Annotated in this window: 9 protein-coding genes and 1 tRNA gene; 3 read left to right on the top strand and 7 right to left on the bottom strand. The window is 36.8% G+C overall.

The window, feature by feature from the left end; genetic code table 11:
- Positions 1-3: 3 nt before the first annotated feature.
- Genes nrfD through ACE94K_RS06630 form a run of 3 tightly spaced genes read right to left on the bottom strand, consistent with a single transcriptional unit; the run spans position 4 to position 6,257 of the window.
- Entirely contained in the window at positions 4-1,731 is a 1,728-nt protein-coding gene (nrfD, locus tag ACE94K_RS06640; protein WP_378184241.1) for an NrfD/PsrC family molybdoenzyme membrane anchor subunit, read from the bottom strand.
- A gap of 34 nt (positions 1,732-1,765) precedes the next feature.
- Complete coding sequence (locus ACE94K_RS06635) at positions 1,766-4,876, bottom strand: TAT-variant-translocated molybdopterin oxidoreductase (protein ID WP_378181727.1); 3,111 nt, start codon at positions 4,874-4,876, stop codon at positions 1,766-1,768.
- Between the two features lie 55 nt (positions 4,877-4,931).
- The gene (locus tag ACE94K_RS06630) at positions 4,932-6,257 is read right to left on the bottom strand and encodes a c-type cytochrome (RefSeq protein WP_378181724.1); all 1,326 of its coding nucleotides are present in this window, start codon (positions 6,255-6,257) and stop codon (positions 4,932-4,934) included.
- 223 nt (positions 6,258-6,480) lie between these two features.
- Here ACE94K_RS06630 and ACE94K_RS06625 point away from each other — a divergent pair, with 223 nt between their 5' ends.
- Positions 6,481-6,933 carry an SPOR domain-containing protein gene (locus ACE94K_RS06625; RefSeq protein WP_378181721.1) on the top strand — a complete coding sequence of 151 codons (453 nt, stop codon included), beginning with the start codon at positions 6,481-6,483 and terminating at the stop codon, positions 6,931-6,933.
- Positions 6,934-7,007: 74 nt separating this feature from the next.
- On the opposite strand, the gene infB is transcribed toward ACE94K_RS06625, so the two are convergent.
- The 3 genes from infB to rimP are packed head-to-tail and all read right to left on the bottom strand — an operon-like array spanning position 7,008 to position 11,549.
- Complete coding sequence (gene infB, locus ACE94K_RS06620; RefSeq protein WP_378181718.1) at positions 7,008-9,791, bottom strand: translation initiation factor IF-2; 2,784 nt, start codon at positions 9,789-9,791, stop codon at positions 7,008-7,010.
- A gap of 45 nt (positions 9,792-9,836) precedes the next feature.
- On the bottom strand, positions 9,837-11,069 hold the full coding sequence (gene nusA, locus ACE94K_RS06615) for a transcription termination factor NusA (protein WP_378181715.1): 1,233 nt from the start codon (positions 11,067-11,069) through the stop codon (positions 9,837-9,839).
- A 12-nt stretch (positions 11,070-11,081) separates the two neighbouring features.
- Positions 11,082-11,549 (bottom strand): ribosome assembly cofactor RimP, encoded by a 468-nt coding sequence (gene rimP, locus ACE94K_RS06610; RefSeq protein WP_378181712.1) that lies wholly within the window; start codon positions 11,547-11,549, stop codon positions 11,082-11,084.
- A 265-nt stretch (positions 11,550-11,814) separates the two neighbouring features.
- Between rimP and ACE94K_RS06605 the strand changes: the two genes are divergently transcribed.
- Positions 11,815-12,648 carry a universal stress protein gene (locus tag ACE94K_RS06605; RefSeq protein ID WP_378181709.1) on the top strand — a complete coding sequence of 278 codons (834 nt, stop codon included), beginning with the start codon at positions 11,815-11,817 and terminating at the stop codon, positions 12,646-12,648.
- Between the two features lie 227 nt (positions 12,649-12,875).
- Here ACE94K_RS06605 and ACE94K_RS06600 read toward each other — a convergent pair.
- Positions 12,876-12,948: transfer RNA gene (locus tag ACE94K_RS06600), tRNA-Gln, on the bottom strand.
- A 217-nt stretch (positions 12,949-13,165) separates the two neighbouring features.
- On the opposite strand from ACE94K_RS06600, the gene ACE94K_RS06595 reads away from it, so the two are divergent.
- Positions 13,166-16,465, top strand: coding sequence for a DUF2723 domain-containing protein (locus ACE94K_RS06595; protein ID WP_378181706.1), 3,300 nt, complete (start codon positions 13,166-13,168; stop codon positions 16,463-16,465).
- The last annotated feature ends 27 nt before the right edge of the window (positions 16,466-16,492 follow it).

Raw genomic sequence — 16,492 nt, 5'->3', positions numbered from 1 at the left:
CTTCTAGTTGTTTTTTAATTTTTCAGCTTGCCCAGCCCAATCATCGCGTTGTGCTCTGCCTGGGAAAGATCCTGTGATACTATCTAATAAATTGTATTCGGTTTCGGTCATTTTACTTACCTGATCAAACGTAAAAATACCTAGCTCATTCAGTTTCACCTCCATTACCGGTCCAATCCCGTTAATCTCTTTAAGATCGTCCGCTGTCTGAACATTAGGATCAAAAGAACCAATGTTACCTAATAGACTATCCAGATTTTTTTGGGTATCTTCTGAATCTATATCTTTTACAATCGTCTCAGAAGAAACTTTTACTCCAACTTTAGGAAGCTCGTCTCTATGATCTATACCTGCTTCTCTAAGCTTTTTATATTTTTCACCTGATGATTTCAAAATTGTTTTCACCTCTGCTTGTGCAATTACAGGGAAAGTACGCGCATATAACAAGAATAACACAAAGAAAAATCCAATTGTTCCGATAAAGATACCGATATCTACAAATGTCGGCGAAAACATTGTCCAAGAAGATGGTAAATAATCTCTATGTAACGAAGTTACAATAATCACAAAACGTTCAAACCACATCCCGATATTTACAACGATAGAAATGATAAATGAAAACATTATACTTCTTCTCAACTTAGGGAACCACATAAACTGCGGAGAGAATACGTTACAAGACATCATAGCCCAATATGCCCACCAATAAGGTCCTGTTGCCCTGTTCAAGAAAGCATACTGCTCATATTCTACACCAGAGTACCAAGCTACAAACAGCTCTGTAATATACGCCACACCCACTATAGAACCTGTAATCATAATTACAATATTCATTAATTCTATGTGCTGTATTGTGATATAATTCTCTAAGTTAGATACCTTTCTCATAATAATAAGAAGTGTATTTACCATAGCAAATCCAGAAAAGATCGCACCTGCCACGAAATATGGAGGAAAAATCGTTGTGTGCCAACCCGGAATCACCGAAGTTGCGAAGTCAAAGGATACAATGGTATGTACAGAAAGTACTAATGGTGTTGCTAAACCAGCAAGTACCAAAGACACTTCTTCAAATCGTTGCCAATCCTTTGCTCTACCACTCCATCCAAAAGAAAGTATACTATATATTTTTTTATTAAAAGGTGTGATTGCACGGTCTCTGATCATTGCAAAGTCAGGCAATAATCCAGTCCACCAGAATACTAAAGAAACGGAGAGGTACGTAGAGATCGCAAATACATCCCAGAGTAATGGTGAGTTAAAGTTTACCCATAAGGACCCAAACTGGTTTGGAATTGGTAATACCCAATATGCCAACCAAGGACGTCCCATATGAATAATCGGAAACAAACCTGCTTGAATAACCGAAAATATTGTCATTGCTTCCGCCGATCTGTTAATCGCCATTCTCCATTTTTGACGGAATAAAAGTAATACAGCAGAAATAAGCGTTCCCGCGTGACCTATACCTACCCACCAAACAAAGTTGGTGATATCCCAGGCCCATCCTACTGTTTTATTTAATCCCCAGGTTCCAATACCTGTTGATACTGTATAAATTATACAACCTATTCCCCATAGGAAAGCAAAAAGAGCGATAGAAAACACAATCCACCAAGATTTATTTGCTTTACCTTCAACTGGTGCTGCCACATCCACAGTTACGTCGTGGTACGTTTTATCGCCAGTTACTAAAGGCTTTCTTATAGGTGCTTCGTAATGAGACATAATCCTTTATAATTGAATTGATTCTTTATTTAGTTAATTAGGCTTCTGAAGTATTTCTTACTTTTGTTTGATACATCACATTTGGTTTAGTACCCACGTGCTCAAGTAAGTGATACATACGTTCATCCTTTGTTAATTTAGCTACCTTGCTATCTTTATCATTAATATCTCCAAACGTCATTGCTCCAGAAGAACAAGCAGCTGAACAAGCAGTTTGAAACTCTCCGTCTTTTATAGCTCTTCCGTCTCTCTTTGCATCTAAAATCGTCTTTTGAGTCATTTGGATACACATAGAACATTTTTCCATAACCCCTCTTGAACGAACAGTTACATCAGGATTCAACACCATACGCCCTAAATCATTATTCATATGATAATCGAATTCATCATTCTTATTATATAAGAACCAATTGAAACGACGTACTTTATATGGACAGTTGTTTGCACAATATCTAGTACCAACACAACGATTATAAGCCATATGATTCTGACCTTGTCTGCCGTGAGACGTAGCCGCTACAGGGCATACAGTCTCACAAGGAGCGTGGTTACAATGCTGACACATTACCGGTTGGAACGCAACCTCTGGATTGTCTGATGGCATTTCCATCTCTCCAAATTCAGATAACGAACTACCTAATCCAGCGATCGCATCTTTTTTATTATTATCACCTTCAAAACTTTCTTCTGAAGAATAATAACGATCAATGCGTAACCAATGCATATCTCGTGATCTACGTATTTCAGACTTACCAACAACAGGAACGTTGTTTTCAGCGTGACAAGCGATTACACAAGCTCCGCATCCTGTACAGGCGTTTAAGTCTATAGAAAGGTTAAAATGATGCCCAATAGAACGATCAAATTCATCCCATAGATCCACTTCTGGAGAAGTAACTTCGTACTCTATATGATTTTTACTCACTTCAGGAACTGCATTCCATTCGTGTTTATCTTTTGTATTAAATATCTCTAGAGTCGTTTCTTTTATAATATCTCCACGACCCATTAAGGTATTGTGCAACTGAACGCACGCAAATTCATGTACACCTTCTGCCTTTGAAAGAGTAGCCACTTGCACTGCATTTTGATTTTGATACAATGGATAAGCGTTTACACCCACCTGCATCTCCTCTTTTATACCTTTTGCCTTACCATATCCTAAGGCTAAACCAATAGAACCTTTTGCTTGTCCCGGTTGTATAATTACAGGAGCAGTAACACTTACCCCATTAACCGTGATTGTAGCATAACTTCCGTTAAGAGCACCATTGGCCACGTTTTCATTTATTAATTCCAACGACTCTGCATCTGCTCTGGATACCGTTAAATAATTATCCCAAGAAGCTCTGGTAATTGGATCCGGCATCTCTTGCAACCAAGGGTTGTTTGCCTGTTGTCCATCACCTAATGCAGTTTTTGTATACAAAGTAAGTTCTAATCCGTTTGACTTTGCTGTAGCCAGTCTTCTGGCAGCTGCACCTACATTAGGACCAGCTTGAGCTTCTAATTCTTCAGAATCTCCTTCAGGAGTGGTTATAGCAGTCTCTAACGATTCTTTCGGAAGCACCGGTTTAACCAATACCCCATCGTGCAATGCCTGATTCCAAGAAGTTCCACCAAGAACCCCAGTCCAAGCATCTTTGATATAATCATTATACGCGGCAGTATTTCCAGTCCATTTTAATAGTGTTTCCTGAAACTGTCTGGTATCAAATAAAGGACGAATAGTAGGCTGCATCAAACTGTAGCTACCTTTCTTTAATTCTACATCTCCCCAAGACTCCAAATAATGCGGAGTTGTGGCCACATAGTTACATAAAGAAGCTGTTTCGTCGTTATGCATACTAAAAGCGACAGATATATCAACCTTTTTAAGTCCTTCTACAAATTCGTTTGCATTTGGAAGAGAATATGCCGGATTTACACCCGCTATCAGTAAACCTCCAACGCGTCCTGCATTCATGTCTTTCACTAACTGAGCAACAGCTTTTGCATTACCCTGACGTATTTTACGAGGGGTATTTTCATTAAAAGCTTTACTTGCAATATGCTTATTGATTGCTAAAACCAATAATTGCGCATCTATATCTTGAATTCCTGAAACAACAACAGCGTTGCTTCCGGCTTTTTGAATTTGTTTTGCTGCCTTCACAACCTCGGCATCCAATCCAGCATCCAAAGATCCTTTAGACCCTGCTCCAGTCACATACTTATACAAAGCTGCTAACACCTGCTTTTGTTGAGTAGGAGTTGCCTTTACTCTTCTATCCGCATTTGCTCCAGAAAGAGACATATTAGCCTCAAACTGGATATGCTTTGACATTTTACCATTTTTTGGAACACGCCCCTGAGCATAACCTCCATCATATCCACCACCTTGCCAATCTCCTAAGAAATCTGCGGCAACACTTACGATCGTATTTACTTTAGAAAAATCGTAATCTGCTAATGCCCTTTCACCATACATCATCTCATAAGCATCTAAAGCTTCACTAGACGAAACTGCATCATAAACTACATGAGAAACATTATTATATTTCGATTTGAATTCAGCTATTAATTTAGACGTTGAAGGACTGGCAAAAGTTTGAGTTAATAAAACGATTTGTTTACCACCTAAACTATTCAATTTAGCACCAACCTCTTTATCCAATTCTTCCCAGCTAATATCTTCGTCGCCCTTTTTAGGTCCTTGTAGACGCGTACTATCATATAGAGACAAAACCGATGCATGCACTCTGGCATTAGCTTCTCCATTAGAAGTAGCTAGGTTATTATTCTCGACTTTAATTGGTCGACCTTCTCTAGTTTTAATTAAAACACTTGCAAAATCAAAACCATCAGCAATTGTAGTCGCGTAATAGTTAGCAACACCAGGAACAATTCGTTCGGGCTGCACAACGTATGGTATCGATTTAATCACTGGGCCTTCGCAAGCTGCAAGAGATGCAGCTGCTGTACTAAAACCTACATATTTAAGAAAATCACGACGAGAAGTCGAAGAACTCTCCAGAGATGACTTATCTCCTAAAAACTCATCCGTAGGAATCTCCTGAACGAATTCATTTTGTTGTAGCGTCTCAACAATAGAGCTATTTTCGTTTAGCTCTTCAACACTTTTCCAGTATTTCTTGTTTGATGACATATATAATTGATATTAGCTTCTTACTTATTTTTTCGCTTTAACGAATAAATCATTATTAATAGTGGCACTTACCACATTCCAGACCGCCCATTTGAGCCGCTGTTAGTTTATCTACTCCATATTTCTTAGATAACTCTTTATGAATTTTATCATAATATTCGTTACCCTCTACTTTTACATTGGTTTCGCGATGACAATTGATACACCAACCCATAGTTAAAGGAGCGTGTTGATACATAATCTCCATTTCTTCTACAGGACCATGACATTTTTGACACTCAATCCCTGCAACAGTAACGTGCTGAGAATGGTTGAAATATGCAAAATCCGGTAGGTTATGAATACGAACCCATTTCACAGGCTCAGTTTCGCCTGTATACGACTGCGTATTCTCATCCCAACCAACAGCTTTATAAAGCTTCTTGATTTCTCCGTCGTAAAATTCTTTGGAATACTCCTCAGTTGCTGTAGTTTCTGCGACTTCACTTATAGATTTATGGCAGTTCATACATACATTCAACGAAGGAATTCCAGAATGCTTGGAAACTCTAGCCGAAGAATGACAGTACTTACATTCTATCTGATTTTCTCCCGCGTGAATTTTATGAGAGTAGTGAATTGGCTGAATAGGCATATAACCCTGATCCACACCTACCTGCATAAAATAACCGTAAACAAAGTATCCACTAGCCAGCAGTAAGAATATCGCTGAAACCAGTACTAAAAATTGATTTTGTACAAAGGCTTTCCATAATGGAGTTCTCTTCTCTGCTTCTGGTAATTCCACTCCATTAGCTTCTGCAAAACTTCTAAGTGTTTTATTTACTAAAAACAACACTACAACCAGCATTAAGAACACCAAAGCCAAAGCAGCTAGAACTACGTTTGAAGAAACACCTGAACCTCCAGCTGAACCAGCAACAGGAGCTACAGTTGTAGCAGCAGGTAACGGCTCTGCTTTAGGCACCATTACATATGCCAAGATATTGTCAATATCTGTGTTTGTCAATTGAGGAAAAGCATTCATAGGAGTTTTGTTATACTCCTCCCAAATAGCAATAGCCTGAGCATCTCCTGATGCGATCAAAGCTGCACTATTTTTGATCCACGAATACAACCATTCTCTCTCATACTTATCTGCAACTCCAAAAAGAGCTGGCCCCGTCATTTTCTTGTAACGCTTGTGACAAGCAGCACAAAGCGATTTAAACAAAGCTTCTCCTTTTGCAACATCTCCACCACCATTAGTGGATTCAACAGCAGCAGCTTCCGTTGTTGCCGCTTCTTCCTGCGCAAAAACTGGATTCAATAAAGAGAATAAAAAAACAGTTCCTAGAAGTAGGAGTTTTGAGGCTGAATTTCGGTATTTCACCTGTTTCATATTATAAAGTAGAATTATCGTCTAAATTTTGGTATGGTTTTTTCATTATTCGTAAAAAATGATGTCAAAACCATGTCCATTTAATTCGTCAGCAAAAGTACTATAATAAGTCGATTTTAGAAATGTTAGCGAACTGTTAAGTGCTAATTTATAATAATTCTAAATAATATTTTTAAAGGAATTTGAGTTATTAAACTTTACCTTTGTGTCAAATCTATTTGTAATGAGAATTTTAAACAAAAAAAACAACCTTTTGCTATTAGGTTTTTGTTTTACAGGAATGACTTATTTAAGTGCTCAGGACTCCACAAATTTGGATAATCCAACTGTTTTTACCACAATAGAAATAGCCCCTCCTACAGAACCAACCGTTACTATCAATCAAGATCCCAGGATCAAACAGTTGCTTGATATTAAAACAAAAATGGATAAAGACGGGCTGCTAAGTGAGAATTATAGAATTCAGCTTTATAATGGAAATATGAATGAGGCTCAAAAAGTTCTACAAAAAGCAGAGACCACATTTCCTCAATGGAAAACAGACATTAAGTGGGAAACACCGGATTTTAAAGTGTGGATTGGCAACTATAGAAGTAAGTTAGAAATGGACAGAGCTTTGAAAGATATCAAAAAAGAATTTGCAGGAGCATTTCCTTTTAAGCCCGAAAAAAACTAAACCTTTCTGTTTAATATTTAAACGACAAAGCCTGATCAAAAGATCAGGCTTTGTCGTTTATAAAATGTAAGTATTTATAATTTCTTCTTCACAGCTACTTCCTGGAAGGATTCTATCACATCACCTATCTTGATATCATTATAATTCTTGACTTGCAATCCACAATCGTATCCTTTAGAAACTTCTTTTACGTCATCCTTAAATCTCTTTAAAGAAGCAAGCTCACCTGTATACACTACAACACCTTCTCGGATCAATCTTATCCCTGCATTTCGGATAATCTTACCTGTCTGAACCATACAACCCGCAATCGTACCTACTTTAGATATCTTGAAGGTTTCTCTAATCTCTGCAGTACCGGTAATTTCCTCTTTCATCACTGGAGAAAGCATTCCTTCCATTGCATCTTTTAGATCATTAATCGCATCATAAATAATCGAGTATGTTCTGATATCAATTTCCTCTTTATCAGCAACCTGTCGGGCATTACCGGCAGGCCTTACATTAAACCCGATTATAATCGCATCCGATGCTGATGCTAATAGCACATCGCTTTCTGTAATAGCTCCTACCGCTTTGTGTATTATATTTACGTGAATTTCTTCGGTTGATAGCTTTTGGAAAGAATCTGTCAACGCTTCTACCGAACCATCCACATCACCTTTAAGAATAATATTCAATTCTTTAAAGTCTCCGAGAGCAATTCGACGTCCAATTTCATCTAATGTAATATGTCTTTGTGTACGTACAGATTGTTCTCTATGCAATTGTGCCCTTTTTGAAGCGATATCTTTTGCTTCTCTTTCATCTTCGAGTACACTAAACTTATCACCCGCTTGAGGCGCTCCATCCAGACCCAATATAGACACTGGTGTTGAAGGTCCGGCTTCTTTTACGTCCTTCCCTCGTTCATCCTGCATTGCTTTTACCTTACCGCTATTCTTTCCTGCCAATACATAATCACCCACTTTCAGTGTACCGGTTTGCACAAGAATTGTAGAAACATATCCTCTACCTTTATCAAGAAAAGCTTCAACTACAGTTCCAGAAGCCAATCTATCAGGGTTTGCTTTTAATTCCAATATTTCAGCCTCTAAAAGCACTTTTTCTAAAAGTTCTTTCACTCCTTGACCTGTTTTGGCAGAGATATCGTGAGATTGGATTTTTCCACCCCAATCTTCTACCAATAAATTCATAGAAGCAAGCTTTTCTTTTATCTTTTCTGGATTAGCCTCTGGCCTATCCACTTTATTTATTGCAAAAACAATCGGAACTCCTGCCGCCTGGGCATGACTTATCGCTTCTTTCGTTTGAGGCATTACATCATCATCTGCAGCAATCACGATGATTGCTAAATCTGTAACCTGCGCACCACGTGCACGCATTGCCGTAAACGCTTCGTGACCAGGAGTATCTAGAAATGCTATTTTTTGTCCATTATCTAGCTGCACCCCATAAGCACCGATATGCTGGGTAATTCCACCACTTTCTCCTGCAATTACATTCTCTTCACGAATGTAATCCAATAAGGATGTTTTACCGTGATCAACGTGTCCCATCACTGTTACTATTGGCGCTCTGGAAACCAGATCTTCTGGTGCATCTACAATTTCTTCTATAGATTCTTCGATATCTGAGGTTACAAAATCTACCTCATAACCAAATTCATCTGCAACGATAGAAAGCGTTTCTGCGTCCAAACGTTGGTTCATTGTCACCATAATACCAAGTGACATACAAGCCGAAATCACCTTAGTTGTAGGCACATCCATCATAGTAGCCACTTCAGAAACAGTAACAAACTCTGTTACCTTAAGTACTTTACTCTCTTGTTCTTGTTGAGCTACATCATCCTCTGCCTTCTGACGGTGTTGATCCCTCTTATCTCTACGATATTTTGCAGCTTTGGATTTGTTAGATTTACCCTGTAGTTTTTCAAGAGTCTCTCTAACCTGCTTTTGTACTTCTTCTTCGCTTGGCTCTTCTTTAACAATAGCGGGTCTTTTTCCTTTTCCTGGACCACGATTACCCGGCCCTCTGTTTCCTGGACCACGATTTCCACCTTGTCTGTTTCCAGGACCACCAGGTTTAGATCCGCCATCCTTACTTATTCTTCTACGGCGTTTTTTTGCATCTCCGTCAGAAGATTTATCAGATTTATCTTCCTTCTTTTTAGCAGGTTTTTGAAATTTAGTTAAGTCAATTTTCTGACCTGTAAAATTAGGACCGTCTAATTTCTTGTATTGTGTTTCAACTTTTTCAGATTCTGCCTGAACTTCAGGTTCTTGAGTAGCTGAAGTATCTTTTTTAGAAGTTTGTTGCTCTGTAGGTTTTAAAGCTTTTTTCTGCTCTAAGTCGATAGCAGCCACTTTAGCTATTTTAATACCTTTCTTAGCAGGTCTATTTGAAACTATTTCAGGTTTCTTTTGTTCCTCTTTAACCTCCTCCTTTTTAGGAGTTTCTGTTACTGCTTTTTCTTTGGGCTGTTCTGCAGTTTCTTGTTTTTTATCCAACTCAATCTTCCCGACTTGTTTAGGTCCGGTTAATTGGGCTTTAGCTTTCACAACTTCACGAGCCTCAGCACGTTTACGTTTTTCTTCTTGTTCTGTCTCAATCTGTACTCGCAGTGCTTCTTTTTCTTTTCTTTTTTCCTCACCAACCTCTTTTGAAGCCACCTTTTTACTCTTATCTGTCTGGAATTCATCAAACAAGAGCTGATAGATCTCTGAAGAAATTTTTGTGGTAGGACGCGAGTCTATCTCATGACCTTTTGAATTCAAAAAGTCAACAGCCCGATCTAGCGAGATATTGAATTCGCGTAATACCTTATTTAATCTCATTGTTTTTGCTTCAGCCATAAATGCCTCTCTATTTTTTGCTCAAATATAAATTAATTGAAGTTATTAATCTTCAAATTCTGATTTTAATATTCTAATAACCTCACCAACAGTCTCTTCTTCAAGATCTGTTCTCTTTACTAAATCTTTAATGTCTTGCTCTAAAATACTTTTAGCGGTATCTAATCCTATTTTAGCAAACTCTTCTATAATCCAAGAATCAATCTCATCAGAAAACTCTGATAATTCTACATCTTCCTCAACACCTTCTCTAAACACATCAATCTCATAACCAGTCAATTGACCTGCTAATCGAATATTATGTCCTCCTCGTCCGATAGCCTTGGAAACCTCTTCAGGTTTCAACATTACCTCTGCACGATTGGCCTCTTCATCCAGTTTTATGGATGTAACCCTTGCAGGGCTGAGAGCTCTGGTAATGTATAATTGCAGATTATTTGTGTAATTGATGACATCAATATTTTCATTCCCTAATTCTCTCACGATTCCGTGGATACGAGATCCTTTCATACCTACACACGCTCCGACAGGATCTATTCTATCATCATAAGAATCGACTGCAACTTTTGCTTTTTCTCCAGGTATTCTTACTACCTTCTTCACTGTTATCAGCCCATCAAACACTTCAGGGATTTCTGACTCAAACAATTTCTCCAGGAATAAAGGAGATGTTCTGGACATAATGATTGCTGGTTTATTACCTTTCAGCTCTACAGACTCGATTACTCCTCGTACATTTTCTCCTTTTCTAAAAAAGTCTGAAGGTATTTGTCTGTCTTTAGGTAAAATAATCTCATTACCCTCATCATCCAACAAAATGATGGCTCTATGACGGATATGATGAACTTCTGCCGTGTATATTTCTCCTTCTAACTCTTTAAATTGCTTGTAAATATTGGTATTATCGTGTTCGTGTATTTTTGAAATCAGATTCTGACGTAGTGCCAGAATTGAACGCCTTCCTAGGTCAATCAATTTTACTTCTTGCGAAACATCTTCTCCTATTTCAAAATCAGGTTCTATTTTGCGCGCCTCAGAAAGTGATATTTCCTGATTTCCGTCTTCAACTTCTCCATCAGCAACTACAACACGATTCCTCCAAATTTCTAAATCCCCTTTATCAGGGTTTATAATGATATCGAAATTATCATCACTACCAAATTTCTTTTTTAGTGCATTTCTAAACACATCTTCTAAGATCGCCATCAGCGTAACACGATCGATTAACTTATCATCCTTAAATTCTGAAAATGATTCTATTAATGCGATATTTTCCATATCAATCTATAATTAAAATGTTATTATAACTTTTGCTTCTTGTATTTCGCTATACGAAATACTCGCTTCTTTAGTTACTGTTATTTTTCCTTTACCAACCGGTTTAGGCTCTCTTGTTTTCCAAACCAATGTTATATTGTCTTCAGTTGCAGCAGTTAACTCACCTTCTATGGTATCATTAATATCTGTTTTTACCTTAAGTTTTCTACCAATGTTTTTTTTATACTGACGCTTATGAGTTAATCCTTCTGAAACTCCGGCAGACATCACTTGTAAAGAAAAATCTTCTTCTTCTCGATCCAAATTATGTTCAATTGCCCTACTAACTGCGATACAATCTTCTACAGTAACGCCCTGATCACCGTCAATAATAATTTCAATACTATTTCCAGGATGTATCTTTTGCTCTATTAGAAACAGCGAAGGCTTTTCTAACAACGCTTCTTCTAATAAATTTTGAACTTTATCTTTTAACGACATAGGTAGATAAAAAGAGGGGACTTCTCGTCCCCTCCATCTGGTTTTTTAATTTCAACGGTGCAAAGATAGTAATAATATCTTAGATTCAAAATCTAGTTAAGTATGAATTTATTCGTAATTTTAAATAACTATTGGTGATTTACTACTTACTTAAGCTTAAATTCAGAATTAAAACCTATTTTATTAACATACTTCTTTTAAATTATAAGTAAATAATACAGAATCAATTAATTTTATTGACAATTATTTTAAACACACCTTAATCATGATTAAAAAAATTCTAGTACCTACAGATTTTTCCTCTCAAGCCGAAAGTGCTTTAAAAGTTGCTGCGCAAATTGCGAAAAAAAACAACTGTCAAATTTACCTTTTGCACATTTTAGAAATGCCCGTACATTTGGTTGACTTAATGTCATCTGGAGCATCGGCTCCTGCACCAGAAGCTATATTTTTTATGAAACAAACTCATAAGAAATTCGAGGAAGTCTTGGCTAGTGATTATTTACAAGGTTTGGAAGTATTTGAAACGGTTAGTTTTGAGGATGTTCTTAATGGGATTATGGATTCTTGTAAGAAAAACGATATAGATATGATCATCATGGGCTCTCACGGTTCTTCTGGTTTTGAAGAACTATTTATTGGGTCAAATGCAGAAAAAGTTGTTAGAACATCTGAAAAACCAGTACTTGTAATTAAAGAAGATTGTGATATATTTAGTATTAACGACTTGGTATACGCGACCAACTTCGATGATGAAGATAAACCATCCCTTATTGCAGCTTCAGAGTTTGCAAAACAACTGAACGCCAAACTGCACCTAGTATGGATAAATACTGCCAATAGTTTTAAGACTACTAGTCAAACTGAGCAAAAAATGAATGGAATGATTTCTGGCCTTCCTATTGAAAACTATACCTTAAACATTTACAACGACATTAATGTAGAAAAAGGAATTTTAAATTTTGCGGATTCTGTCAATGCTGGTCTTATTGGAATCAGCACACATGGAAGAAAAGGCTTGTCCCACTTTATCAACGGAAGTCTTGGTGAAGACGTGGTAAATCACGCAAAAAGGCCTGTGCTAACATTTAAGATCTAGTTACAAAAGTAAAAAATAAATACACAAAGGGGAGCGACGTACTTGTACTGCTCCCTTTTATATTGATCTAATAAAACCTCCCACAGACTTTGTATAGTATAAGCTCTGTATTACACTCAGGATAAATCTTAGACACCTGACAGTAATAATGCACTGATTTTCATTATTACACCTTTAACTCTACTAATAAAAAAAGGAACAACTTTAAATTAGCTGCTCCTTTTATGTTGGTCTACTAGGGCTCGAACCTAGACTCTTCTGGACCAAAACCAGACGTGTTGCCAGTTACACCATAGACCAATGCATCTTTGCGGGTGCAAATTTAATACATTCTTTTTGCCCTGCAAATATTTTTTACAAAAAAATACACTTGGTGCATTTTTTAACAATTAAACAAGGATGAATTAAACCGTATATCACTTAAAATATAAACTTCTGTTAAGCGTTTGCTAAAAAAACCAATAGAGAAGTATTTTTATTACTAAATTCGCCACACTTTATATAACAGAAATATCTTATGAACACATTCAACTTTAAAAAGTGGAATAAAATATTAGGATGGTTAGTTTTTACCATTGCATTGTGCGTTTATTATCTTACCGTAGAACCGACTGCTAGTTTTTGGGACGCTGGTGAATATATAGCTACCTCATCTAAGTTACAGGTAGGACATCCTCCCGGAGCTCCTTTATTTCAAATGATCGGAGCTTTTGCTTCAATATTTGCGTCGGATTCCACTCAGATAGCGTTTGTAGTGAATATGACTTCTGCTTTTGCGAGTGCATTTGCTATACTTTTTATGTTTTGGTCCATAACAATTTTAGTTCAAAAGCTAATTATTAAAGAAGAAGAATTCACTGAAGGTAAAGCCTTAGCTACTCTTGGAAGTGGATTAGTGGGTGCATTGGCATTTGCCTTTACAGATAGCTTCTGGTTTAATGCAGTTGAAGCTGAAGTGTATGCCATGGCCACCTGTATTTTATCGGTACTTTTCTATCTGGGGTTACTTTGGGAAAGAGATATGCATAAGCCAAGAGGAAACCGCTGGTTGATTTTGATTGCATTTATTGCAGGACTTTCTTTTGGAGTTCACTTCATGGGGTTACTTTCGATACCTGCCATAGGATTGCTTTATTACTTTAAAAATTACAAAGTCACCGTTAAAAACTTCATCATTGCCAATATTGTAGTAGTTGCGATACTTTTATTTATTTTCAAATTATTACTCCCTTCTACTTTAAAGTTATTCGGATGGTTCGAAGTAACCTTTGTAAATAGCTTAGGAATGCCTTTCAATTCTGGAACCATATTTTTAGCCTTAGCGATTGCTGTAGCATTTTACTACATTTTAAAATATACCCGAAAGAAAGCTTATCCTCTGATTAACTCAGCCGTTTTATGTGTGCTTTTTATATTTATCGGTTTCTCTTGTTGGATTATGTTACCAATCAGAGCAAATGCAGGAACAGTTATCAACGAAAATAACCCAAATAATGCTCGTGAATTACTTGCCTATTACAATTTGGAACAATATCCAGAAACTCATTTATTTTATGGACCACAATTTACAGAAATATATGCAGGGTTAGATGAAGACAATCCCTATGAAGACGATAAACCCAAATATGAAAAAAATCTGAAAACGGGAAAGTATGACATCGTAAATGACTGGAAAAATGCCAAGCAAAATATTGATGATGATCATAAGGCTTTTCTTCCAAGAATGTGGAGCACTGAGCATATCGCTAACTATATGGATTTTACCGGTCCCATTAGATTTACCATAAAGCCAGAGTACCAGGATGAATCTGAATTATTAGAAGCGGTAACTCAATTTAGAAGAGAATATGCTGTTGGAAAACTTGACAATGATGATTACAACAAATTTTTACGCTCTTTTGGAGATTATTTAGATATTGAAAAACCTTCTTTTGCTTCTAATATCCGATACCTAATAGAATATCAAATGGGATATATGTACTGGAGATATTTTATGTGGAATTTTGTTGGACGACAAGATGACAATCAAGGAAAATACACAAATTTAGAAGGAAACTGGTTGAGCGGTATTAAATTTATAGATGAACTGCATCTTGGATCCCAAGATAATTTACCAAGTGACGTAACTAAAAATAAAGCACGTAACACCTATTACTTCTTACCATTACTACTTGGACTTATCGGATTTGTGTTTCAAATGCAACGGGACAAAAAGAATTTCTGGATCTTATTGGTCTTTTTCTTATTTACCGGTTTAGCGTTAAAAATATATCTTAATGAACGTCCTTTTGAACCAAGAGAAAGAGATTATGCATTGGTGGGATCTTTTTATGTTTTCGCAATTTGGATTGGTTTTGGTGTTTACGCTTTATTTGATTTACTCAAGAATTCGTTAAAACCCAAGTTACTAGCCCCTATAATAACGGTTGTATGTCTACTTGCTGTACCAACTCTATTAGCCTCAGAAAACTGGGATGACCACGATCGTTCCAATAGATATACTGCTCAGGCTATGGCCAAAATGTATCTTCAATCTTGCCAACAAGATGCTATTCTTTTTACAATAGGAGATAATGATACATTTGCGCTATGGTATGCTCAGGAAATAGAAGGATATCGAACAGATGTGCGAACCGTGAATACTAGCTTATTTGCTACAGATTGGTATATCGATCAGATGAAACGCGCGGCATATGATGGCAAACCTATTCCGTCTCAACTGACACACGATTTCTATAGATTTGGGAACAATGATGCTATTTACTATAAACCCATAACCAGAGATACCATTCCCATAAAAACTTGGATGGATTGGATACAAAGTGACAAAAAAGAAACTAAAGGAGATCTACAAAATGGGAAACAGGTGAATACGTTCCCTTCTAAACATATCAGAATTCCGGTTAACAAAGAAGCGGTCCTTCGAAATGGAATCGTTCCTCAAAAAGATGCTGATCTTATTGTACCATATATAGACATCCATCTTAAAGGAGATTTGTTATTTAAGAATCGTCTACTCATGCTCGATATTATTGCAAATAATAATTGGGAAAGACCTATCTATTTTACCGGTGGTAGTTTTGGGGATGATGATTACTTATGGATGAAAGACTATCTTCAATTGGATGGTGTCACTTACAAATTGGTTCCAATCAGAACACCTATAGACAAACGAAACCCGTATGATATGGGACGTATCGATACAGATGTAATGTATAAAAACGTAACAAGCTGGGATTGGGGAAACAGTGAAGACCCAAATATCTATCACGACCCGGAAACACGTAAAAATGCTATAACCTATAGAAGCAACCTTGCTAGATTAGTTGAAGCACTTCTCAATGAAGGCAAGAAAGAAAAGGCCGAAGAGATTCTTGACTTGGGAATGGAAAAAATGCCTATTGAATTCTATGAGTATTACACCCTGTTAGAACCATATGTGACCGGATACTATGAGGTTGGAGAAAAAGAAAAGGCACGTGAGCTATGGAATAAAATTGCTAAGAAATATCAAGAGCAATTAACCTATTTCGGAAGCCTAACACTAGAACAACAATATGAATATGCTAGTGAAATTGTAAGTAATGTAGAAAGGTATCGAAGTGTGGTGGATTTATTATTGATCAATCAGGACAGAGACATGATTGAAGAAAAAGCAGAAGAATTTAATAGGTATCTTCGCCTATTTACCAGACTTTATTCTGAAGACGAGGAATATGATAATCCGGATACACTAGAACGAAAAGAACAAGATCTGGAAAAAGAATTTTTAGATAGCCTACAATCACTTGATACGTTAGAAAATACATCAAATTAGTAAATTAGTAGGGTCTTATAATTGCAT

Source organism: Aquimarina besae (assembly GCF_042434905.1).
In the GTDB taxonomy this organism is placed as follows: domain Bacteria; phylum Bacteroidota; class Bacteroidia; order Flavobacteriales; family Flavobacteriaceae; genus Aquimarina.
The sequence above is the reverse complement of the archived record's forward strand: the minus strand, read 5'-3'. Positions and strand labels throughout refer to the sequence as shown.